19 protein-coding genes and 1 pseudogene are annotated in these 20305 nt (G+C 61.2%); 4 read left to right on the top strand and 16 right to left on the bottom strand.

The window, feature by feature from the left end:
- Window positions 1–116 precede the first annotated feature (116 nt).
- Window positions 117–1784 (top strand): sensor domain-containing diguanylate cyclase, encoded by a 1668-nt coding sequence (locus tag CD932_RS15705; protein ID WP_176461004.1) that lies wholly within the window; start codon window positions 117–119, stop codon window positions 1782–1784.
- A 60-nt stretch (window positions 1785–1844) separates the two neighbouring features.
- Here CD932_RS15705 and mdcH read toward each other — a convergent pair whose 3' ends face one another.
- From mdcH to mdcA, 9 genes are all read right to left on the bottom strand, one after another.
- On the bottom strand, window positions 1845–2780 hold the full coding sequence (gene mdcH / locus CD932_RS15700; RefSeq protein WP_094443756.1) for a malonate decarboxylase subunit epsilon: 936 nt from the start codon (window positions 2778–2780) through the stop codon (window positions 1845–1847).
- A 10-nt stretch (window positions 2781–2790) separates the two neighbouring features.
- Entirely contained in the window at window positions 2791–3390 is a 600-nt protein-coding gene (locus CD932_RS15695) for a malonate decarboxylase holo-ACP synthase (protein WP_094443755.1), read from the bottom strand.
- Window positions 3390–4154, bottom strand: coding sequence for a malonate transporter subunit MadM (gene madM, locus CD932_RS15690; protein ID WP_094443754.1), 765 nt, complete (start codon window positions 4152–4154; stop codon window positions 3390–3392). Before madM ends, CD932_RS15695 begins: the two co-directional genes overlap by 1 nt.
- Complete coding sequence (gene madL / locus CD932_RS15685) at window positions 4147–4554, bottom strand: malonate transporter subunit MadL (RefSeq protein WP_094443753.1); 408 nt, start codon at window positions 4552–4554, stop codon at window positions 4147–4149. The genes madM and madL overlap by 8 nt, the downstream gene beginning before the upstream one ends.
- A gap of 61 nt (window positions 4555–4615) precedes the next feature.
- On the bottom strand, window positions 4616–5428 hold the full coding sequence (gene mdcE / locus CD932_RS15680; RefSeq protein ID WP_094443752.1) for a biotin-independent malonate decarboxylase subunit gamma: 813 nt from the start codon (window positions 5426–5428) through the stop codon (window positions 4616–4618).
- Window positions 5425–6288 carry a biotin-independent malonate decarboxylase subunit beta gene (locus tag CD932_RS15675; RefSeq protein WP_094443751.1) on the bottom strand — a complete coding sequence of 288 codons (864 nt, stop codon included), beginning with the start codon at window positions 6286–6288 and terminating at the stop codon, window positions 5425–5427. Before CD932_RS15675 ends, mdcE begins: the two co-directional genes overlap by 4 nt.
- Window positions 6285–6593, bottom strand: coding sequence for a malonate decarboxylase subunit delta (locus tag CD932_RS15670; RefSeq protein WP_094443750.1), 309 nt, complete (start codon window positions 6591–6593; stop codon window positions 6285–6287). Before CD932_RS15670 ends, CD932_RS15675 begins: the two co-directional genes overlap by 4 nt.
- Window positions 6580–7440 (bottom strand): triphosphoribosyl-dephospho-CoA synthase, encoded by an 861-nt coding sequence (locus CD932_RS15665; protein WP_176461003.1) that lies wholly within the window; start codon window positions 7438–7440, stop codon window positions 6580–6582. Before CD932_RS15665 ends, CD932_RS15670 begins: the two co-directional genes overlap by 14 nt.
- Window positions 7440–9110: a malonate decarboxylase subunit alpha gene (gene mdcA, locus CD932_RS15660; protein WP_094443748.1), complete on the bottom strand. Its 1671-nt coding sequence runs from the start codon at window positions 9108–9110 to the stop codon at window positions 7440–7442. Before mdcA ends, CD932_RS15665 begins: the two co-directional genes overlap by 1 nt.
- A gap of 120 nt (window positions 9111–9230) precedes the next feature.
- Here mdcA and CD932_RS15655 point away from each other — a divergent pair, with 120 nt between their 5' ends.
- Window positions 9231–10154 carry a LysR family transcriptional regulator gene (locus tag CD932_RS15655; protein ID WP_094443747.1) on the top strand — a complete coding sequence of 308 codons (924 nt, stop codon included), beginning with the start codon at window positions 9231–9233 and terminating at the stop codon, window positions 10152–10154.
- A gap of 106 nt (window positions 10155–10260) precedes the next feature.
- Here the strand turns inward: CD932_RS15655 and CD932_RS28285 are convergent, their stop codons facing one another.
- From CD932_RS28285 to CD932_RS15640, 4 genes and pseudogenes are all read right to left on the bottom strand, one after another.
- Complete coding sequence (locus CD932_RS28285) at window positions 10261–11367, bottom strand: hypothetical protein (RefSeq protein ID WP_141213267.1); 1107 nt, start codon at window positions 11365–11367, stop codon at window positions 10261–10263.
- A gap of 122 nt (window positions 11368–11489) precedes the next feature.
- Window positions 11490–12590, bottom strand: coding sequence for an ImmA/IrrE family metallo-endopeptidase (locus tag CD932_RS15650; protein WP_217907298.1), 1101 nt, complete (start codon window positions 12588–12590; stop codon window positions 11490–11492).
- Complete coding sequence (locus tag CD932_RS15645) at window positions 12556–13170, bottom strand: hypothetical protein (RefSeq protein WP_094443745.1); 615 nt, start codon at window positions 13168–13170, stop codon at window positions 12556–12558. The genes CD932_RS15650 and CD932_RS15645 overlap by 35 nt, the downstream gene beginning before the upstream one ends.
- A 240-nt stretch (window positions 13171–13410) precedes the next feature.
- Window positions 13411–13602, bottom strand: a pseudogene (locus CD932_RS15640) (IS4 family transposase); the annotation flags it as partial.
- A 20-nt stretch (window positions 13603–13622) separates the two neighbouring features.
- Between CD932_RS15640 and CD932_RS15635 the strand changes: the two are divergent.
- The gene (locus CD932_RS15635; RefSeq protein ID WP_369679840.1) at window positions 13623–14012 is read left to right on the top strand and encodes a methyl-accepting chemotaxis protein; all 390 of its coding nucleotides are present in this window, start codon (window positions 13623–13625) and stop codon (window positions 14010–14012) included.
- Here CD932_RS15635 and CD932_RS15630 read toward each other — a convergent pair.
- The 3 genes from CD932_RS15630 to CD932_RS15620 are packed head-to-tail and all read right to left on the bottom strand — an operon-like array spanning window position 13946 to window position 18852.
- On the bottom strand, window positions 13946–15787 hold the full coding sequence (locus tag CD932_RS15630; protein ID WP_254926621.1) for a glycoside hydrolase family 15 protein: 1842 nt from the start codon (window positions 15785–15787) through the stop codon (window positions 13946–13948). The genes CD932_RS15635 and CD932_RS15630 overlap by 67 nt on opposite strands.
- A gap of 3 nt (window positions 15788–15790) precedes the next feature.
- Entirely contained in the window at window positions 15791–16576 is a 786-nt protein-coding gene (gene otsB / locus CD932_RS15625; RefSeq protein ID WP_094443744.1) for a trehalose-phosphatase, read from the bottom strand.
- On the bottom strand, window positions 16576–18852 hold the full coding sequence (locus CD932_RS15620) for a trehalose-6-phosphate synthase (protein ID WP_094443743.1): 2277 nt from the start codon (window positions 18850–18852) through the stop codon (window positions 16576–16578). The genes otsB and CD932_RS15620 overlap by 1 nt, the downstream gene beginning before the upstream one ends.
- 260 nt (window positions 18853–19112) lie before the next feature.
- On the opposite strand from CD932_RS15620, the gene CD932_RS15615 reads away from it, so the two are divergent.
- Window positions 19113–20264, top strand: a complete 1152-nt coding sequence (locus tag CD932_RS15615) for a mechanosensitive ion channel family protein (protein ID WP_094443742.1) — start codon at window positions 19113–19115, stop codon at window positions 20262–20264.
- Window positions 20265–20305: the final 41 nt, after the last annotated feature.

Below are 20305 nucleotides of genomic sequence, written 5' to 3'. Positions count from 1 at the left end.
GTAAATGCGCGTTTGGCGAGCTGATGCTTTGCCAGCGTGCGACGGAGCTTGGCCAAGCTTGGCATACTGTCGATACAATAGGTGATACTGACCTGAACACAGTGACAGCCGTGCACATGGGCAAACGCTTTTCATTTGACTTTGCGATACTTCCTTCGTCTCTCAAGGGGCGCCTGACTGTTGCAGTCGTCGTACTCGTCGCGCTGTCGAGCACGCTAGTAGCCGCAGTCGCCCTGGAGATCGCCTACCGTGATGCGATAGATACAACGGGCCGGCAACAGTATGGCCTGCTAAAAAGTGCGGCCTCGCATCTTGAAGCCGAACTTGTCAACAAACAAGTCGTTCTCCGCATCATCGCTGAAGAAATTCAGGCACCCGCTCGTAACAGGAAAGAGTCTCTGCAGGCGCTGTTGGAGCGCCACCCGAATCTGCGCTCGTCGTTCTCGAACGTTGCGATCCTGGACTCCCATGGATGGGTCAAGGCTGATCTGATAACGCCGGCTAACGTGGGACGGGGGCCTTACGATAACAGGGAATATTTGATCGATACCTTGAGGACAAAACGCGGTGTCATCTCGCAACCGTTTGTGAGCCGCCTTTCCGAGCGTCCAGTTGTCTTGATTACCGAGCCGCTGTTGGGCAGTCAGGGTGACGTGGAGCAGGTGCTCGCCGGCAGTATCGACTTGTCCGATCCTGTGTTTTTCGGGAAAATCAAAGGTCTTGGTGCAGGCTCCACCGGATATCTGTTTGCGATCAGCAGAAAAGGGATGATTTTGCATCACCCGGACCGATCCCGGCTGACGCATAACGTGAACAAGGAAGCTGGAAAGGTTGTTGACGCCACCAAGTCAGCGATGGACGGCTGGGAAGGATGGACTTTGGCCGAAAGTAAAACAGGGGTGCCTGGCATCCTGGCCTACAAACAGATGCAGCATCCTCAATGGGTTCTGGGCTCGGTCTATCCGGCAGCAGAAGCATTCGCAGGAATTGCCAGGGCACGGCGGTTCGCCTGGATCGCAACGATCGCGATCGGTTTTGTGGCAGGCACGGTTGGCTGGGCAACGATAGAACGCCTCATCAGGCCACTGAAAGCGTTGCACCAACACGTTTACGCGGTTGAACACGAAAAAGCCAGCATCGATGTGCTGGACCTGGATCGTCAAGATGAAGTTGGCGCGCTGGGCCGTGCATTTCATTCCTTGTCGGTGAAGCGAGAGGCCGCGGAGCAGCGGCTGAGAGCCCTGAGCCAGACAGATTCGTTAACCGGCCTTGGAAATCGCCGGCAGTTCGAGCAAGAAATCGAAGTGGCAGCTGAGCAAGCCAATATCACGAATCATCTGCTTGCGATCGGTTTCCTGGACATTGATCACTTCAAGACCATCAACGACACGCATGGTCACGCTGCCGGCGACGCGGTACTTCAGGAGTTTGCCAGGCGCCTGAAAGAAAGCCTGAGATCAACCGACCAGGCGTTCAGGCTGGCAGGCGACGAGTTCGTGGTTTTGATAGGGCGTGTCGAATCAGCAGAATCGATAGCCAGCGTGGCTGAAAACATTCTTCGGGCAATCCGATTCCCGTTCGACTACAACGGGCTTCAGTTGGCGGTCACGACCAGCATCGGGCTTGTCGTGACGCGGCCGCCGCCGCCCCAGCTTGGTGTCCTGCTACAGCACGCGGATGCGGCGTTATATGACACCAAACGGTCCGGGCGCAACGGCTATACCGTCAAGCAGCTCGGCAGAAGTGCCGGATTCCCCGATCCGGCTGGTCCGTCGATGCCGTAGCGGCAGCCGACGATCCGCCTGCGGGCCATTGGCTCGGCGTCAAGCTCGTGCATACGAATATCATCGCGATCCGCCGCCCACCTTGCTCACCATCGTCAAAATGTTCTCGATGCGGTTGCCATCGCAGGACATCGCCACGCCATCGCCAAACTCGGGCGCCGTCAAACGCGTCAGGACGCTGCCGGGTGGCATTTCCACGGCCAGCCGCGCGCCCCTTTCCCAGGCCAGGCGCACGGTATCGACCCAATGCACGCGCCGCGCCATATTGAAAGCCAGGCTGTCGCCGATGCGCTCCGGGTCGAACAGGGCGCGCGCCGCGCTGCTGCTCAAATACACCAGTTGCGGCCGGCGCACGGTGACGTTCTCGAAGGCCGCCTGCAGTTGCTGCGCGGCAGCATCGAACAGCGGGCTATGCGAGGGCACGCTGACGGCCAGCCGTTCGGCCCTGCTGGCGCCGTTGGCCAAGGCCAGCGCCATCACGGCCTGCAGCCCGGCGTCGCTGCCGGCGATGGCGATCTGCCGCCGCGCGTTCAGGTTGGCGATATGGACGGGTGTGGCAGCGCTGTGGACCTTGGCCACCAATGCTTCGAGTTGCGCGCTGTCGAGACCGATAATCGCCGCCATGCCATGGCCGCTGGGGTAGGCTTGCTCCATCAGCTGGCCGCGCCGCGCCACCAGATGCACGGCGTCGGCAAAATCGAGGGCGCCGGCCACCACCGCCGCCGCATACTCGCCGATGGAAAAACCGGCCACCATCGCGGGCACGGCGCCATGCGCCGCCAGCGAGCGCGCCATCGCCACGCCGGCGATCAGCAGGCACAGTTGGGCGGCCCGCGTCGAAGCGAGCGCGGACTCTGTATCGAGCAACAGGGGATCGCTACCCAGCGTCTCGGCCGCTTGCGCCACGGTCGCAGCCACCGCCGCGTCGTCCGGCAGCGCATGGAGCATGCCGGCGCGCTGGGCGCCCTGCCCGGGAAAGGTATACAACACGCTCATAACATCACGCTCATAGAGGCTCCCATGGCGTGGCCGTCAGCAGTGGCCCCCGGTTCGTTTTCAACAGGATCTTCGAGCGTCCGGCGGCCCATTCGGCCCAGGCAAAACCGCCATGGCCGGTGTCGATCTGCAGGTCGAGCCGGCAAGTGGTGACGGCGGTGGCAATCGTTCGCAGCGCCTCGGTCTGCGCCGCATCGGGTGGCGCCGGCAAACGCAGCACCAGGTCCAGGTCGCTATCTTCGCGCAGCACGGGTAAACCTGTGGCCAGCGCAAAGCCGACGCCGCCGGTCGGCCCCCAGGCCCAGCCGGTGGCGTCCAGCAGCGGCGCCACCGTGCGCAGGGCGGACAGCGCAGCGCAAGCCCCACCGTCGAACGGCACGGCCGCCAGCATCTCCGGCGTCACGCAACGCAAAATGTTGGCCGCCTCGATCTCGCAAGCATGGCGCTCGCTGCGCAGCTGGCCCCGCATGCCTACCGGGATACGGTACGGAGCAGTCGCGGCGCGGCGCACGACCAGCGGCGCTTGTCGCAACCATTCCTGGCTTGCCCACGGCGGTGCTGCCGTCACCGCATCGACCCAAAGCAGATCATGCGCCCGGTAGCCGTGCATCAGGCCACCACCGCCTTGACGGCAAAGAACAGCAGCGACGGCCCCAGCAAACAGCCAAGGCCCGTATGGAACGTCGCCACCAGCGCGCCATACGGCACCAGCCGGCGGTCAGTGGCGGCAAGACCGGCCGACACGCCGGAAACAGTGCCGGCCAGGCCGCCGAACACCATTGCCGAGCGCGGTGTTTTCAGGCGCAGGAAGCGCGCGGCAGCCGGCGTGCCCACCATCACCAGGATGGCCTTGATAAGACCTGCGGCGATGCTGAGCGCCATCACGTCGGACGTCGCGCCGATGGCCGCGCCCGTGACCGGGCCCACGATATAGGTGACGGCGCCGGCGCCGATGGTGGTCATGCTGACGGCGTCGGAATAACCAAAGGCATACGCGACGCTCGCGCCGACCAGGAACGGCAGCACCACGCCCAGCATCAGCGCCACCACGCCGATCAGGCCCGCCTTGCGCGCCTCGGTGGCCTGCACTTCGAAAGCCGTGGCAACGATGGCGAAGTCGCGCAGCATGGCGCCGCCCATCAGGCCGATGCCGCCGAACAGCGACAGATCGGCCAGGCCCTTGTGGCCGCCGCTATGCACGCCGCCCCAATAGGCCAGCCCCAGGCCGATCACAATGGCGATCGCCGAGCCGTGCACGCGGCCCATGGTCAGGTATCTGGACAGCGCCACCGACAGCAGCATGATCAGGCCGACAAAGGCGAACGCGGTCACCAGGCCGTTATGAATGGCGGCTTTTTCAAAGATCTCAAGCATGACGCGGCTCCTTGGGCATGGATGCTTCGGCGGCAGCGACCGAGGCGGGATTTTCAGCACGGTTGATCAGGGAAATGACGCCGGCGCATATGACCACCGAGCCGATGGCAGCGAGCACCGCCACCGGCCCGCCGCGCAGCGCCGCCACCACATCCTGCTGGGCCGCCATGGCGACCACCACCGGAATATACATGGCGCCCCAGTATTCGACGCCGCGTTCGGTCATCTGCGGCAGCCATGCGCGCCGCTGCATATACAGCCGCGCGCAGATCAGCAGCAGCATGGCGATGCCAACCCCGCCGACATTGGTTTTCACGCCCATCAGTTGCCCGAGCAGGTCGCCGAGGAAAATGCCGAGCAAATGGCACAAGGCCAGTAATGCGGTTCCGTAAATGATCATGGTGTGTCTCCTTTATGGGAATGGAATGACTAGGCTGTCTTCTCTTTTGCTACCAATACGCTTACCACTGCTGCCGCAACACCTCCCGTACTTTCGCCGAGGCCTGGCGATGCGGCGCACCGAGCCGGCTTGCCAGGCCCCGCTCGGGGTCAAGACGAATATCGCCGAGGGCCGCCTGCAAACTGGCGGCCACCTGCGCCACGTCCCCGTTTGACGGCGCATCGGGCTGCGCCACCGTCAACGTCCGCCACAGCAGGCCCAGCGTGGCGTAGTTCTTGACGTCATAGGCCATCGGCGCGATGGTCGCTGCCAGCGCTTCGAGCGCTTCCACCGTGCGCAAGGTGATGCGCGCGGCCGAGGCCTTGCCCATGGCATGCACCATTACCTGCGGATCGTCGAGCGCGATCAGGCGGTTGGCCTGGTAGCCGTGCGCCAGGAAAGCGCCCGACATGGCCTTGCCGACGATCAGGCCGATCACGGGATGGCCGGCCAGCCGCGCTTGGGCATACGCACCCGCCGCGCCGGCCAGCGCCTGGTGGATGCCATAGGCTTCCTCGCGCCGGCCATAGGCCTGGCTGGCGACGTCGATCACGGCGACAATCGGCCGTTTTACGGGCAGATCGCGGTCTTCCAGCACCGCCTGCTGCACCGCGCGCGCCAGCTGCCAGCCTTCGACCAGGCCGATTTCGCCCGTGCGGGCGCGCGTAAAACGGTTGCCGGGGTCGGGCAGCACGGCGAGATAGCGCGCCGTCTCGCCTGCCAGCGGCGCGTCGACTACCCGCACCGACGGCGGATAGTCGGGCAGCGCCGTGGCGTCGCCCGTCAGGGCCGCCAGCCAGACGGCGCCGCGGCTATTGTCTGTCGCGTGGTTCATGAGGCATCTCCTTTGCTGTCGTTGCGATAGATGCCGCGCACGGCCTCTGGCGTGGCTTGCATGGTGGCGTCGATTTCAAGCAGGCGCGCCAGGAATTGCTCCGCTTGCTCGCTGCGGTGCTGGCGCGGTACGCCGCGCAGGAACAGCCCGGCCACCGTGGCGCGGATCTGCGCCGTGTCGTCCTCGACGTAAGCGTCGGCCAGGCCCGTGCAAAAGCGCTGCTCGCCGCCCGTCAGGCTCCAGATAAACGGTTTGTTGCGCGAATCGAATTCCTCCACGCCCGCCTCCTGCTCGATCACGGCAGGGCCATTCAAGCCCAGCCGCGCTTCGCGCGTGACCACCAGATAGCTGCACAGGCCCGCCGCAATCGACATGCCGCCGTAGCAGCCGACCGTGCCGGCCGTGATGCCGATCACCGGCTGGTAGCGGCGCAGGTCGACGATGGCGGCCTGGATCTCGGCAATCGCGGCCAGGCCCAGGTTGGCTTCCTGCAGGCGCACGCCGCCCGTTTCGAACAGGATCACGGCGCGCGTCGGCACGCCATGGCGGTTGTCGCGCGCCGCCAGTTCCAGCGCGCCGGCGATTTTTGCGCCACCGACTTCGCCCATGCTGCCGCCCTGGTAGCCGCCTTCGATGGCCAGCACCACGGCCGGCTGGCCGTCGAACAGGCCCTTGGCCACCACCACGCCGTCGTCAGCCTGGGCGGTCACGCCCTGCTGCGGCAGCCATGGCGAAGCGAGGCCGCAGAACGGGTCGAGCAGTTCGCGCATGCTGCCCGCGTCCAGCAGGGCTTTGGCCCGGCTGCGCGCGCCGCGTTCGATAAAACTGTCGCGCTGCAAAAGTTGTTCGATGCTGCTCATGGCTGGCCCTCCGGCTGGATATCTTCATAAGCCTGTTCGATGCGCAGGCGCACCACGCCCGGCGTGGCGCCGCAGTCGTTGATGACGATGCTGGCCGCCGGCAGCGGCTCGCCCGTAAACACGCGCGCCAGCAGCGCATCCCACACTGCCCCCTTGCCGTCGACCGAGGTGTTGACCACGATGCGCGTCACGCCAGCGCTGCCCGGCTGCAGCAGCACTTCGAGGTCGCCCGAGCCGACCACGCCGGCCAGCGCCCGCCCTGCCGCCGGCTGCCCGGCGGGAAAGGTATAGTCACGCTTTTCCATGTTGCTCTCCTTCTTCCAGGCTATCGAGAAACAGGGTCGCCGCCAGCAAGTCGGCCGCGCCGCCCGGCGAGACATTCAGTTCCAGCATCGCCGCTTCCAGCGCCAGCAGCGCCCGGGTGCCGGCCCGGGTGCCGGCGCCGCCGGCCGCCAGCACCGTTGCCGCGCCCGCTTGCACCACCAGCAAGGCATCCACGCCGCCGCGCGACAGCACGCAGGTGTCGTCCAGGCTGGCGACAATCGCCAGCAAGGCGTTCAGGCGCGCCGTGGTTTCGTTGTCGCCGCGCGCACGCGCGGCACGCAAGGCCGGCAAGCCAGCGTCAAGAACAAGCGGAAAACCGGCCCGGGCCTGGCCGCGCGCGCCGCCTACCCTGTACTGGCGGCAGGCCAGTTCGCCCTTGTTGCCGGTCGCGCCAGGTGCGCCACGGTCCGTCAGGCGCGCCAGGGCGCCGGCCCGCGCCGCCACGGCTTGCGGTGCCAGCGAGTCACCACGCGCGTCGAGCTGCGCCGCCGCCGTCGCCAGGAGGCCCAGCGCCCAGATCGCGCCGCGATGGGTATTGACGCCACCAGTGGCTGCCATCATCACCGCCTCGCCGTCGCGGCCGATGGCGCCGATGCGCTGGCGCAGGGCGTCGTCATCGTCGATTGCCGCACCAGCATCGGCCATGGCCTGGAATACCGGTTGCAGCGCGCAGGCCGAGTGGCACATCAAGGCCCAGTTCAAGTCCTGGTGCGCACCACGGCTGCGCAGGTCGACCAGGCCGGGTTTGGGCGTCAGGGTCACTTCGTCGAGCAGCGCCTGCAGCACCTGGCGCGCCAATGAAGTGGTTTTCGTCGTTATTGTGTTCATTACCAGCTCCTGAATTTGGCGGGCGGTTGATACAGGCCGTCGGACCATTCGACCAGGTCGGCGATGCTTTTTGCGGCCAGCAGCGAGCGGCTTGCCTCGCCGCGCTGCACGCCGATATCCTCGGGCAGCGCGATCAGGCCGTCGCTGCGCAGTTTTGCCGTGGTTTTCGGGTCGTGGCGCAGGCCGATCGGCGTCACACCGGCGACGGCCGCCAGCATGGCCTTGCGTTCGTCGAGCGAGCGTGCCTTGTACAGATAGGCGATGCCTTCTTCCGTCAGCACATGGGTCACGTCGTCGCCATAGATCATCACGGGCGCCAGCGGCATGCCGCTGGCCTTGCCCACGGCCACCGCATCGAGCGATTCGACAATGGTCGGCTGGCCGCCGTCCTGGAACGTTTCGACCATCTGCACCACCAGCTTCCTGCCGCGCGCGAGCGGATCGTCGGTCTCGATCAGGTCCAGCCAGGCCGGGGTAGCATGGCGCCGGCCGTGCGGGTCGTGGCCCATATTGGGCGCGCCGCCAAAGCCGGCCAGCCGGCCGTTGGTGACGGTGGACGAGTTGCCCACGCCGTCCATCTGCAGGGTGGCGCCGATAAACAGGTCGACCGCATACTGGCCGGCCAGCTGGCATAGCGCGCGGTTCGAGCGCATCGAACCGTCGCGGCCCGTAAAGAACACGTCGGGCCGCGCCGCCGCATAGCCTTCCATGCCCAGTTCGGCGCCGAAGCAGTGCACGCTCTCGACCCAGCCCGTCTCGATGGCCGGAATCAGGGTCGGATGCGGATTGAGCACCCAGTTGCGGCAGATCTTGCCCTTCAGGCCAAGCTTCTCGCCATAGGTGGGCAGTATCAGTTCGATGGCGGCGGTATTGAAGCCGATGCCGTGATTGAGCGACTGCACCTGGTGTTTTTCATACACGCCGCGAATCGCCATCATCGCCATCAGCACATGCACCGGCTTGATCACGCGCGGGTCGCGGGTAAACAAGGGTTCGATAAAAAACGGCTTGTCCGCTTCGACCACGAAGTCGATCCACGAGCCGGGCACGTCGACCCTGGGCAAATCGCTGACATCGTCGACGATCCGGTTCACTTGCGCGATCACGATGCCGTCGCGGAAGGCCGCCGCTTCGACCAGGGTCGGCGTATCCTCGGTGCTGGGGCCCGTGTACAGATTGCCCTGGCGGTCGGCCATATAGCCGGCCACCATCACGACGTTGGGCGTCAGGTCGACGAACAGGCGCGCATACAATTCGATATAGGTGTGGATGGCGCCCACTTCCAGCAGGCCATCCTGCAGGAACTGGGCGATGCGCAGGCTTTGCGTGCCGGCAAACGAGAAATCGAGTTTCCTGGCGATGCCGCGTTCGAACAGGTCCAGGTGCTCGGGCAGGCTGACGCTGGGCATGATCAGGTGCAGATGGTTGATCTTGTCCGGATCGACCCTGGCCAGCATGCGGGCCAGGAAGTCCGCCTGCTTCTGGTTATTGCCTTCCAGGACGACCCGGTCACCGGGCGCCAGCAAGGCTTCCAGCACGGCCACCATATCGCCCTGTTGCAGCACCGGTCCGTTCGCAAAATGGCGCACGGCATCGAGGCGCCGGCGCTTCTCTGTGCGGCGGGTATCCCACCGCTTTCGCTGCGGTGGCGCCTGTGTGGCGGTTGACATATTGCCTCCCCTCTTAGCTATCGAGTCTCCAAGATAGTGAAAAGGCGGTGCCGCTACAATCAAGCTGCTACCATGTTCATTACCCTCAGGTTAATGAACTAACGATATTCACGGTACTCCATGGCCATCAATGAAGAAATCACGCTGAAAAAACTGGAAGTGTTCCTGAGCTTTATGGAGCTTAATAATCTGGCACGGGTAGCCGATGCCCTGGGTCAGAGCACCGTCAGCGTGCACCGCGCCCTGCATACACTGGAAGACGGTTTGCGCTGCCCGCTGTTCAAGCGCGAGGGACGCAACCTGATCCCGCTGCATGCGGCCTATGCCTTTGCCGAATCGGCGCGCCGCGCCTTGGCCGAATGCGAGGAAGGCGTGCGCAAGGTGCGCGAAATGTCGGGCATCAATCCGGTGCGGCTAAAGATCGGCTCGCTGTATTCATTGACCCTGCACTGCATCCCGCAACTGGTGATTGCGTTAAAGCTGCGCCGGCCAGGCCTCGATATCGACCTGACGCTGGGCTCGAACCGCGAACTGCTGCAAAGCCTGGCCGACGGAAGGTTAGATGCCATCATTATCGGCGTGCAGGAACAGGAACACCCTGCGGGGCTGGTATCGGTGCCGCTGTTCCAGGATGATGTGTATCTTGCCGCGCCATTGAATTCACCCTATGCGGGACAAACGTCAGTCGACCTGCAGGCGCTGCGCGACGAAAAATTCGTCACCCTCAGCGAGGGTTTTGTCACCTCGCAAAGCTTCAACCATGCGTTCGAGCTGGCCGGCTTCGTGCCGGACACGGCGATGCGGGTCGGCGACATCTTTTCACTGATTAATTTGGTCAGCGGCGGCATCGGCTACAGCCTGCTGCCGGGAAGGGTGCGCGCCTTCAGCTCGCGCATCGAATTGATTTCGCTGGACGAACGCTACGGCTCGCACCAGCAAATCACATTGCTGATGCTGAGCAGCCGCGAGCGCGACGCGAATTTGCTGGCGCTGGCAGCCGAGTGCAGGTTGTATGGCCGTGGCGAAGATTGCAACTATACTTAATTACGTTACTATAAAGCGGATATCAAAAATTTGCCTGACATCATTAGCTCTCTCAAGTCAATTTTTCTCATTCATAAAACAAATTTTAAAAAAATTTCGACCAACATTATCTAATCGATCGTAAATAGTGAAGAATATCTTTTTCTTCTGAAAGAACTGGAGTGGAAAATTTTTTGTCCATTTGCATATTTCCACTTTGAAGAAGTACACGCAGTGGATGCTCCGTGAACATCACGTCATGATACGCAAGACCGGCACAAGCATGGTGAATATCTAATAACCAATGACTATTCACTTTTCTCGCCTTATCCCATCGAGTGGCAGCGTGACACATTGCATAAATAAATAAGGTAGGTACTCGCTTCAGCATGACATTAGGACGAAGTCGCATGACGTTGTACAAACCTCGCTGTATGCACTCCTGAAACTTGTCAATTTCTTCCTCCTTAGCGCTCGCAAATCCTTTTTCAGTCAACGCGGTTTTTGTCATGGTCCGATCAAAAATTTTCACACAGCCTCCAAACTCGGCTTCCGCTGCCTGTTTGAAACTTCTAATTTCATGAGCAAATGCAACCATATTTTCATTGATTTTGGCAGCAGTGGATTGAAATGGCAATGAATTCCGGTCAACCTCCTGTTCCGCGAAGTCAACCACAGTCTGATGCCACATGAGATCAACGAAAGACTTCTGAGCTAACAAGCTAGCCTTCATATCCAAGCCTTTAATTTCTGGGAAATTTTCGCCCAACACGAAACTAGTTTTCACCCAAATTTTTTCGCTGAAATGGCTTACATCTAACTCAGGGCTAGCAACAAAATTAAGTAGCTCTCCGCGCGCTCGAGTTTGTTCAGTTGCGATGGCAACGCCACTACTCAGTTCATCCATTAAAGCAGCAGTTGCTCGTCGTGTTGTTGGGTCATTTTGTTGCATTGTTTCGATATAAGCGGTATCGCTCAAGGGGCATATGGCGGCACCCGTACGCACCAAGTCGCGTAACACATCTAGAATTTCCGTGTGGATCGGACTTTTTGGCCGACCCATCGCCGCGTCGCGTAAAATTACCCAGTATTTTGTATCCAAATATAATCGCCGCTTACCTATAATTCCAGCAACTAATTCTTTTTGAAGTGAATAATAATATTGCTGCAACGATATTGCAGGTTGAGCGCGATGACGCTCAATACTCTTAAGAATTTCGTTTTTATTGAGCATTCGTTTCTTATTAAGCTCCACAGGCAATTTTCGATTTATAATTCTTCCAAACTTAATAAAACCTTACCAATAGTGTTGTGTCAGTCATACCTTAGGCAGTCAAAAATCTCGATTACTCTCGATTATTTAACGACGCGTAAGCCGACTGGGGCGACCTGTATCCGGTACATAAGAGCCAGTTCATCGTAATGCAAATGAAGCAATTCTGACAATTCCCGTGGTGTGTACCCTAACTCTTTCATTAAATTATCAACAAGAGCTTCTATCAAACTTGTCTGCTCTGGCGGGAAATCTACGGCTTGTGGCTCACGCATACGAAAGCCGCGAGTGGCCATCTGGCGCCATAGATACTCGGCTTTGTAACGGTCAATCTTATTGAGCTCGGCAGCACGATAAATCATAGCGGCCATTGACACCTTCCACAATGGTTTCATGTATGCAGCCTTCTCGATGGTCAGCCCTTGCAACTCCGGTCCGATGTCAGAGGCCGGCATCAACAGCGACGATGCAAACTGATTTGCTTCCTGCTCCATGTTAGGATTTGGATAGGAATGCATTACTAAGTGACCTATTTCGTGAGCAAGACTAAAGCGTAACCGGTCAGCTGGCTGATTTCGGTTGAGGAAAACAATTGGCGGCAATCCAGGAATTCGATAGCTTACACCGTCAATCTTCGCCGCCTCCATGTCACAGTGAATAACTAGAACACCGGCACGCTCAGCATACTCAGTAAGCGAACGCAAGGGACCGCGAGGAACTAGCCAAGCGCGCCTGACGCTGTCGGCAATAGCCCCAATATCGCCATGAAAGTCTTCAACATCATAGGTCGGAAAAGGCAATTCTGGACTAAACTCCACCGCGCTCAAAAATTTACGAAGATGACCTATCCTTACATTCAATTCAGCGATAACCCTATCTAGTACTTTCTGACCAATCGTCGCCTTCTTTCTGAACATGGCGTGTGCGCTCATTGGTGGTCCATACTCACGTTCTGCTTGATAGAAAAACGTTTCGGGACACTCCAAAGCCACGGCAAGGCGCGTAACTAGGTCGTCATTTACCTCCTTAATTCCTTGCTCTACCTTCGAAAGCGTTCCTTGAGTAATACCTGAACGCGCTGAAAGCTCAGCCTGGCTCAACGACAACATCCTACGTCGTAAACCAATCAATTCATTTCTGAAAAAATTGCTATTGCGCACCATTTGAAACTTCGTGCTTTTCATCTTCAATCTTGTGTTTAGGTTTAATAATGCGTTTTGCTATATCGCCGCCAGTATGCGGCATGGGTGGTTCTGCAAACGGGAAAACATTTTGACTCATCGGTGCCTCGCCAAGAATATCGATCATCCACACGACACTATTTTTGTGACGCTGCAAAAGTACAATTCGCTCGATTTCCGTTTCAGATTCATCGAGCAAGTAGACCAGTTCAGCACGCGAAATACCCTCACCGAATAGCTCTTGATTCTGATCGACAAAAGCAAGAGCACTTTTAGTTGGATAGTTCCGTGATAACAGCTTTTGATTCGCCAGCTTCATACGTACGAAAATGCTTCCATCTATTAGTACACCAGTCCAAGGTTTCTTAGTCTCGACTCGAATGCCTTCCATTCCATCAAAGCGACGCTTCGCATGTGACAACAACTGGTTCCAGACATTATTCGCCCGGACTCTTTTGTCCTGCATCTGAGGCGCGATCGCAGATTCTCTCCAATCCTTCCAAGCCGTCTGAAAAATGTGGATAAAGTCTTGCTTGAATGGCTCTATCGCACGGTCGGCTGCAGTTTGGTCCAGAATGGGCATGATTCGTACCTTCGCAAGTGATCAATGACGTCATATTATCACCCAACACCAAAAATGAGCACAAATTATTCCAAAAAATATTCCAGCAATCCTTTTTACCCGTGAGCGGCCCAAGCGGCACGGATAGTGTTGACGCTCGGCGTGTACTAAAAACACCACTAAACGTTGACTTTACCCCGCGATGTAAGTGCCAGCGGCTCACCTTCTTGTAGGTTTAACTCATATCGCGTTATACATAAGTCAGCCAAGCCCATCGCGCAGTGCGCGTAATGTTTCGGCTGCGGCGTGAACTTGACTCAATCCGCACCAGATGGTTTGGACGCCGGGTTCTCCATCGCTTTTCCGGCAGAGGAAGCCGCCGACTTGGGCGATCAGGCGGACGATCTCGTTCAAGGTGGGCGGCGAGGCTGGCATCTTCTTCTTTGTCAACAAGCGCAGCCAAAGAGATCAAAGTGCTGATCGGCGCGTCGGTGGCGCAGGTCGAAGCCGGCGGCAAGATCGTCGGCCAGGCCGGCGCCACGATCGCCGAAGTCGTCACCAGCATCGCCCGCATGACCGAACTGATGGGCAAAATCAGCGTCGCGGCGGGCGAGCAGGACGCTGGCATCAGCCAGATCAACGCAGCCATGTCCGATATGGATGGCGTGACACAGCAAAATGCCGCGCTGGTCGAGGAAGCGGCAGCGGCGGCGGGATCGCTGGAGCAGCAGACGGTGCAACTGATGAAACTGGTCAGCGTGTTCAAGCTGCCGGCCGGCAGCGACCGCACAGCCCGTCAGATTGCACTATCCCAAGGCGCCGATAACCTCACGGCGCAATTGATCAGCCCCACCATCGAATAGGTCTGCGGGAAGTTGCCCCACATTTCGCCCGTTACCGGATGCGTATCTTCCGACAGCAGGCCCAGGTGGTTGCGCGCCATCAGCATGGTTTCGAAGATCTGGCGCGCCTCGTCCTTCCTGCCGATGCGGGCCAGCGCGTCGATGCGCCAGAAGGTGCAGATATTGAAGGCCGTTTCCGGCTTGCCGAAGTCGTCCGGCGCTTCGTAGCGGCGCATGTAGGGGCCGTCGCACAAGGACGCTTCCAGCGCATCGACGGTGGCGATAAAGCGCGGGTCCATCGGGTCGATAAAATTGACTTCGGCCATCAGCAAGACCGACGCATCGAGGTCGCGCCCGCCCAGGCTTTCGGCGAAGGCCTGGCGCTCTTCGCTCCAGGCTTCCTTCAGCAGGCGCTCGCGGATGAGAAAGGCGCGGCTTTGCCAGTGTTCGGCCCGCTCGGGCAGCTCCAGCTTGTGCGCGACCTTAGCCAACCTGTCGCAGGCCGCCCAGCTCATCAGCATCGACGAGGTATGGACGCGGGCGCGCGTGCGCAGCTCCCACATGCCGGCGTCCGGTTCCGCGTGCAGCTTGAAGGCCTGCTCGCCGACCGCTTCGAGCGCCGTGAATTCGGCCTTGCCGGCGCGGTGGAACAGGCGGTGGTCCAGAAAAGCTTGCGCGGCGCCCAGCACGATATTGCCGTAGACATCATGCTGGAAATGTTCCTGCGCCTGGTTGCCCACGCGCACGGGGCCATTGCCGCGATAGCCGGGCAGGTGCTCGACCAGGGATTCCGGCAACGATTCTTCCAGGCCGATACCGTACAAGGGCTGGATATGGCCACCCTTGGACCTGGCGACAATATTGGTCAGCCAGCGCAGGTATTCCTCCATGGTGCCCACTTCCGACAGGCTGTTCAGTGCGCGCACGACAAAGAAGGCGTCGCGCAGCCAGCAGTAGCGGTAATCCCAGTTGCGGCTGCTGCCGGGCGCTTCGGGAATGCTGGTGGTCATGGCGGCGATGATGGCGCCGGTGTCTTCGTACAAGGAGAGTTTCAATGTAATCGCGGCACGGATCACCACGTCCTGCCATTCCAGCGGCACGGCCAGGCGGCGCGTATAGGTGCGCCAGTAGTTGATGGTGTCCTTTTCAAAGATGCGCGCCGTCTCGTCGATGCCGCCGGCCAGGGTCTCGTCCGGCCCCAGCAGGAAGTTGGCGGTCTTGTCGAGCACAAAATACGATTCGCTCAGCACATAGTTCAATGACACATCGGTGTTCAGGCGCAAGGTCTGCTCCGGGCCCACATAGCGGATATGGTGGCTGCCCTGGGTGATCTGCGGCGCCAGTTTGCCCCAGTCGAAACGGGGACGCAGGCGCACGCGGATGCGCACGGCGCGGTCGAGCGGGCGCACGCGGCGGATCAGCATCAGCGGGCGGAACATGCGGTCGCGACTGAGGAAACGCGGAGCGAAATCGGTGATTTCCACGCCGCGCCCGTCGGTATCGTACAAACGCGTGCGCAGCACTGCCGTGTTCGGTTCATAGAACTGCTCGGTGCGCGCATGGTTTTCAATATCGATGCCCCACACGCTGCCGTTTTCTGTGTCGTCGAGCAAGGTGTTGAAGACCGGATCGCCGTCGAAACGGGGCAGGCAAGACCAAACGACCTGGCCGGCCTGGTCGATCAGGGCGCTGAAGGCGCAATTGCCCACCACGCCACAATTGAGGCTGGCCTGGGCCGGCGGCATGCTGGGCGCGGGCGCAGCGGCGCCGCTCGGTGTTTCATAGGCTGTCGTCATCGGCTACTCCTTGAGATTGGGGGATGCGGCCAGCACGGCGGCGTGCAACAGCACCACGCGCAGGGCGGCCGGACTGGACAGGCGCAGCGAGGCGGCGCTGGCGCCGCCACCCACCTTGACGCCCTGCCCGCCTGCCTGTTCCACGAAGGCAAAGCCGGCTTCGTCGGTGGTGTCATCGCCGGCGAACACGGCACGCCTGCCTGCAAACGGTGCTTCCTGCATGAAGGCGGCAATCGCGCCGCCCTTGTCGGTGGCAGCCGGCTTGGCTTCAAGCACCATTTTGCCATGCAACAGCAAAATACCGGGGCACGCTTGCACCGCGTCCGTCATTTCCCGCACGCACAACTCCTGCCATTGCGGCGCCAGCCGGTAATGCAGGGCCACGGCGCCGCGCTTCTGTTCCACCAGCAAACCGGGGTACAGCGCGGCCAGCGCCTGGGCGCGCGCCAGCACGGGCGAGACGTCCGGCGTGGCCGCCAGGCGCAACTGGCCATCGACGCCGCGCCGCTCCACGCCATGCACGCCGGCTACCGGCAACACCAGCGGCGAGAGCATGGCGTCGATCTGCGCCACGGGCCGGCCGGAAATAATCGCCAGCGCGCCATTGTGGCGCCGGGACAGCAGCGCCAGCGCCTCGGCCACGCCCGCTTCCAGGCGCACGCCGTCGGGCGTGGGCGCCAGGTCGACCAGGGTGCCGTCAAAGTCCAGGAAAATCGCGCAGCCGGCGGTATCGAGCAAGCCCGCCAGCAGCGCGCTGTCGTCGCTCAGGGTGTCTGTCGTGACCGCCATCAAACCCCCTTGCGCCGGCTCAGGCGGCGGTGAGCGTCGATCTTGGTCATCACCTTGTCGCGCTGGCGCAGGCGCGAAGCGTCCAGCAGCATGCGGCCGGCCCAGCGGTACACATTGAAGTGCTTCACGCGCGCGCGCATGCTCTTCATGCGTTCGCGCTGTTCCACCGGCGGCATCACCAGGCCACGGTACAGGGCTTCGGCGCCCTGCTCGATATGGTAAGGGTTGATGATCAGCGCTTCGTGCAATTCACGCGCGGCGCCCGTGAACTGCGACAGCACCAGCACGCCCATTTCGTCATCGCGCGAGGCAATGAATTCCTTGGCCACCAGGTTCATGCCGTCGTGCAGACTGGTCACCATGCACACTTCGGCGGCGCGGAAGAAACGCTGCAGCGCGTCCTGTCCGTGATGCTCTGCCTTGAGCAGGATCGGTACGTAATCGCCGCTGCCGAAGCGGCGGTTGATGCGCTCGACCATCTTGCGCACGCGGGTGTCGAAACTCTGGTACTCGTCAAGCGAGGCGCGGCTCGGTGCGGCGATCTGGATAAACGTGAAGTGCCCCACCATGCCCGGCTGCTGCTCGAGCATGCGTTCGACGGCCTGAAAGCGCTCGACGATACCCTTGGTGTAATCGAGGCGGTCGACGCCGATGCCCAGCAAATGGTCGGCCGGCACGCCGATGGCGGCGCGGATGTCGGCGCGGCAAGAGGCCACGTCCGGCAGGTTCGGGTCTTCCTCGGGCCAGGCGATGGAAATCGGGTAATCCTCGACTTGCGTCATCTCGCCGCCATAGGAAATGGTCGACGCTTCCGGCTCGATGCGCGTTTCCAGGTAGCGGTCCACGGTTTCCAGGAAATTCTTGCGGTGGAACGGCGTATGAAAGCCCAGGATGGTGCTGCCCAGCAAGCCGTCGAGAATTTCCTCGCGCCATGGGCAAATGCCGAAGGACTCCGAGTTCGGCCAGGGGATATGCCAGAACGTAATAATGGTCGCTTTCGGCAACGCTTCGCGCACCATGCGCGGCAGCAGGGCAAAGTGATAATCCTGCACCAGCACCACCGGGTTGTCGGTCTTCGCTTCGGCGATGACGGCCTCGGCAAAGCGGCGATTCACCTTCACATACTGATCCCAGTCCGACGAGCGGAACACGGGGCGCACGTGGGCAATATGGCACAGCGGCCACATGCCTTCGTTGGCGAAGCCATAGTAGTAGCCCTGCTCTTCCTCTTCCGTCAGCCAGACGCGGCGCAAGGTATAGCTGGGGTTGTCCGGCGGTACGGCTACATGGTCGAGCTTGTCCACCGTCTCGCGGTCGGCCGAGCCGGCGCCGTGGGCGATCCAGGTGCCCGAACAGGCGCGCATCACCGCTTCGACGGCGGTCACCAGGCCACTGGCCGGGCGCTGCACCTTGATGCTGCCGTCGTCGGTTTTGGTGTGGATATACGGCTCGCGGTTCGACACCACCAGCACCTGGTCGCCAGCGAGGTCCGCTTCGAGCAGGCCGCGCAGTTTTTCCGGCGTCCATTCCGAAGTCCAGCCATTGTTTTCACCCTGGCGTTCCAGGTGGTATTCCTGCAGCAATTCGCGCAGGTCGCCGATCAGTGGCTGCATTTCCGCTGGCGCGGGGGCGATCAGGGCGGCCGGCGTGGCGTCGGTCGGTGCGGCAACGTTCTTCTTGGGCAGCAACTCGCCGCGCAGCACGTCCTTGACGGCGGCCAGCCAGCCGCGCCAGCTCAGGTGCGCCACGAACACGGTCATCAGGGAAATCACCACCGCCAGCACGGCCAGGAAGGCGAAGATAAAGCGCTTGGTATCGGTGTTGCGGCGCTCGACAAAGCTCATGTCCTGCACCAGCACCAGGCGGCCCAATTGCTGGGCGTCGCTCATGACGGGCGTTTCGCTCAGGTGCACCTGGCCTTGCGGCAATTGCGCCAAGGACTTGTACAGGCCGCCCGAGGTCGGCGTGGTCCAGCAGCCGATCGAGGCCGGATACTGGGCCGTTTTGTAGACGAGTTTGCCTGCATTGTCGCAAAAGCCCAGCGCGACGAGGCGTTCGTCGCGCGTGGCGCCCTGGAACAGTTCATCGATGCGGGCGGTGTCCTGGGCGGGCAGATATTGCGTCAGCGATGGGCGCAAGGTTCCAGCGAGCAATTCGGCGCGGCTGTCGAGGTCGCGCACATACCAGCGCAAGGTAATGTTATCGAGCAAGGGGACCACGATATACGCGAACAGTCCCAGCACCAGTGCGAGAGGCAGAATGAAACGCAAGGACATTCTGAGCGATCTTAAAATCATCATTTTCCTTTGCAGAAGCTAAAAGCATGGCAAGTATGCCAATATTTTTCAAATGGCGCCGTTCTGTTGGTTTCTTTAATGAAACATCAATTCCATGAACAGCGCGCATTGCGAGGTGAGGCAGTATCTCCCATGGGAAACGGCTTGTCCGTTAGGCTACGCACGCCCCGGCCGTGGCAAAGGCTATAAAATAAACATTTGCTGCAATTTATTTTCTTAGTTACAAGGAGTTTTAGCCCATGGATCTCACCACCTACCATTCCTTGATGGGAGGACGGCTCGCATCCGCAGTCACCGTGTTGTTCAGCGCCATCATCGCCTCCGTGATCGCCATGGCCCTGCACCACGCCGGCATCAGCGTGCTCAAGCGCCTGGCCAATGGCCGCCCGTTCACCACCAACGCCACCCGCGTGGCGTTCCGGGCCAGCCAGATGTGCCTGATCGTGTTCGGCCTGCGCATCGTGCTGGCCGGCGCGCCCGCCGATACGCCGGGCCTGCTCGGGCTGTCGCACCTGGCCAGCGTGGCGCTGATCGTCGCGCTGACCTGGCTGGCCATGAAATGCATCGATGCGCTGAGCCTGACGATCGCGCAAATCAATCCGGTCGACGTGGCCGACAACCTGCGCGCGCGCCGCCTGATCACGCAGGCGCGCGTGCTCACGCGCAGCGCGCACGCCATCGTCGTCATCCTCGGCCTGTCCTTTATTCTGCTGACCTTGCCCGGCGCGCGCCAGATCGGCGCCAGCTTGCTCGCTTCGGCCGGCGTGGCCGGCCTGGTGGCCGGTATTGCCGCCCGGCCCGTGCTGGGCAACTTCATCGCCGGCCTGCAGATTGCCTTCTCGCAGCCGATCCGCATCGACGACGTGCTGATCGTCAATGGCGAATGGGGCCGGGTCGAGGAAATCAAGGGCACCTATGTGGTGGTGCGCATCTGGGACGAGCGCCGCATGATCGTGCCGCTGACCTGGTTTATCGAAAACCCGTTCGAAAACTGGACCCACAGTTCGTCGACCATCCTCGGCACCGTGTTCCTGTGGCTGGACTTCAGCGTGCCGGTCGAGCCGCTGCGCGCCGAACTGGACCGCATCTGCCAGGCATCGCCCCTGTGGGACCAGCGCGTGTGCAAGGTGCAGGTAACGGACGCCACCGACCGCGCCATGCAGCTGCGTTTCCTGATCAGCGCCAACAATTCGGGCGATGCGTTCGAATTGCGCTGCATTATCCGCGAAGAGATCCTGGCCTATGTGGCCAGGCACTATCCGGAAGGCTTGCCGCGCCTGCGCTCCTCGATCGATCCGGTGGACCTCAACGCCACCACTGCGGCGAAGGTCATCAACCGGCCCGACGCGCTCGATACGGTAATCGACGGCGCGCCGGGCGCCAGGGTGTAAGCTGCACAGGCGCAAGCGGCACTGCGACCACGCCCAGCCTG

It is taken from the genome of Janthinobacterium sp. PC23-8, assembly GCF_002250505.1.
In the GTDB taxonomy this organism is placed as follows: Bacteria; Pseudomonadota; Gammaproteobacteria; order Burkholderiales; family Burkholderiaceae_D; genus Janthinobacterium.
Note: the sequence above shows the minus strand (reverse complement) of the source record. Positions and strands in the feature narration are given on the sequence as shown.

Coding starts and splice junctions, on each gene's coding strand:
- madM (WP_094443754.1), bottom strand. CDS start 4,154: ATGCTTGAGATCTTTGAAAAAGCCGCCATTCATAACGGCCTGGTGACC.
- CD932_RS28285 (WP_141213267.1), bottom strand. CDS start 11,367: ATGCTCAATAAAAACGAAATTCTTAAGAGTATTGAGCGTCATCGCGCT.
- CD932_RS15615 (WP_094443742.1), top strand. CDS start 19,113: ATGGATCTCACCACCTACCATTCCTTGATGGGAGGACGGCTCGCATCC.
- CD932_RS15670 (WP_094443750.1), bottom strand. CDS start 6,593: ATGGAAAAGCGTGACTATACCTTTCCCGCCGGGCAGCCGGCGGCAGGG.
- CD932_RS15695 (WP_094443755.1), bottom strand. CDS start 3,390: ATGCACGGCTACCGGGCGCATGATCTGCTTTGGGTCGATGCGGTGACG.
- mdcH (WP_094443756.1), bottom strand. CDS start 2,780: ATGAGCGTGTTGTATACCTTTCCCGGGCAGGGCGCCCAGCGCGCCGGC.
- mdcE (WP_094443752.1), bottom strand. CDS start 5,428: ATGAACCACGCGACAGACAATAGCCGCGGCGCCGTCTGGCTGGCGGCC.
- otsB (WP_094443744.1), bottom strand. CDS start 16,576: ATGGCGGTCACGACAGACACCCTGAGCGACGACAGCGCGCTGCTGGCG.
- CD932_RS15650 (WP_217907298.1), bottom strand. CDS start 12,590: ATGAAAAGCACGAAGTTTCAAATGGTGCGCAATAGCAATTTTTTCAGA.
- CD932_RS15665 (WP_176461003.1), bottom strand. CDS start 7,440: ATGAACACAATAACGACGAAAACCACTTCATTGGCGCGCCAGGTGCTG.
- CD932_RS15705 (WP_176461004.1), top strand. CDS start 117: ATGGGCAAACGCTTTTCATTTGACTTTGCGATACTTCCTTCGTCTCTC.
- CD932_RS15645 (WP_094443745.1), bottom strand. CDS start 13,170: ATGCCCATTCTGGACCAAACTGCAGCCGACCGTGCGATAGAGCCATTC.
- CD932_RS15630 (WP_254926621.1), bottom strand. CDS start 15,787: ATGACGACAGCCTATGAAACACCGAGCGGCGCCGCTGCGCCCGCGCCC.
- mdcA (WP_094443748.1), bottom strand. CDS start 9,110: ATGTCAACCGCCACACAGGCGCCACCGCAGCGAAAGCGGTGGGATACC.
- CD932_RS15620 (WP_094443743.1), bottom strand. CDS start 18,852: ATGTCCTTGCGTTTCATTCTGCCTCTCGCACTGGTGCTGGGACTGTTC.
- CD932_RS15655 (WP_094443747.1), top strand. CDS start 9,231: ATGGCCATCAATGAAGAAATCACGCTGAAAAAACTGGAAGTGTTCCTG.
- madL (WP_094443753.1), bottom strand. CDS start 4,554: ATGATCATTTACGGAACCGCATTACTGGCCTTGTGCCATTTGCTCGGC.
- CD932_RS15675 (WP_094443751.1), bottom strand. CDS start 6,288: ATGAGCAGCATCGAACAACTTTTGCAGCGCGACAGTTTTATCGAACGC.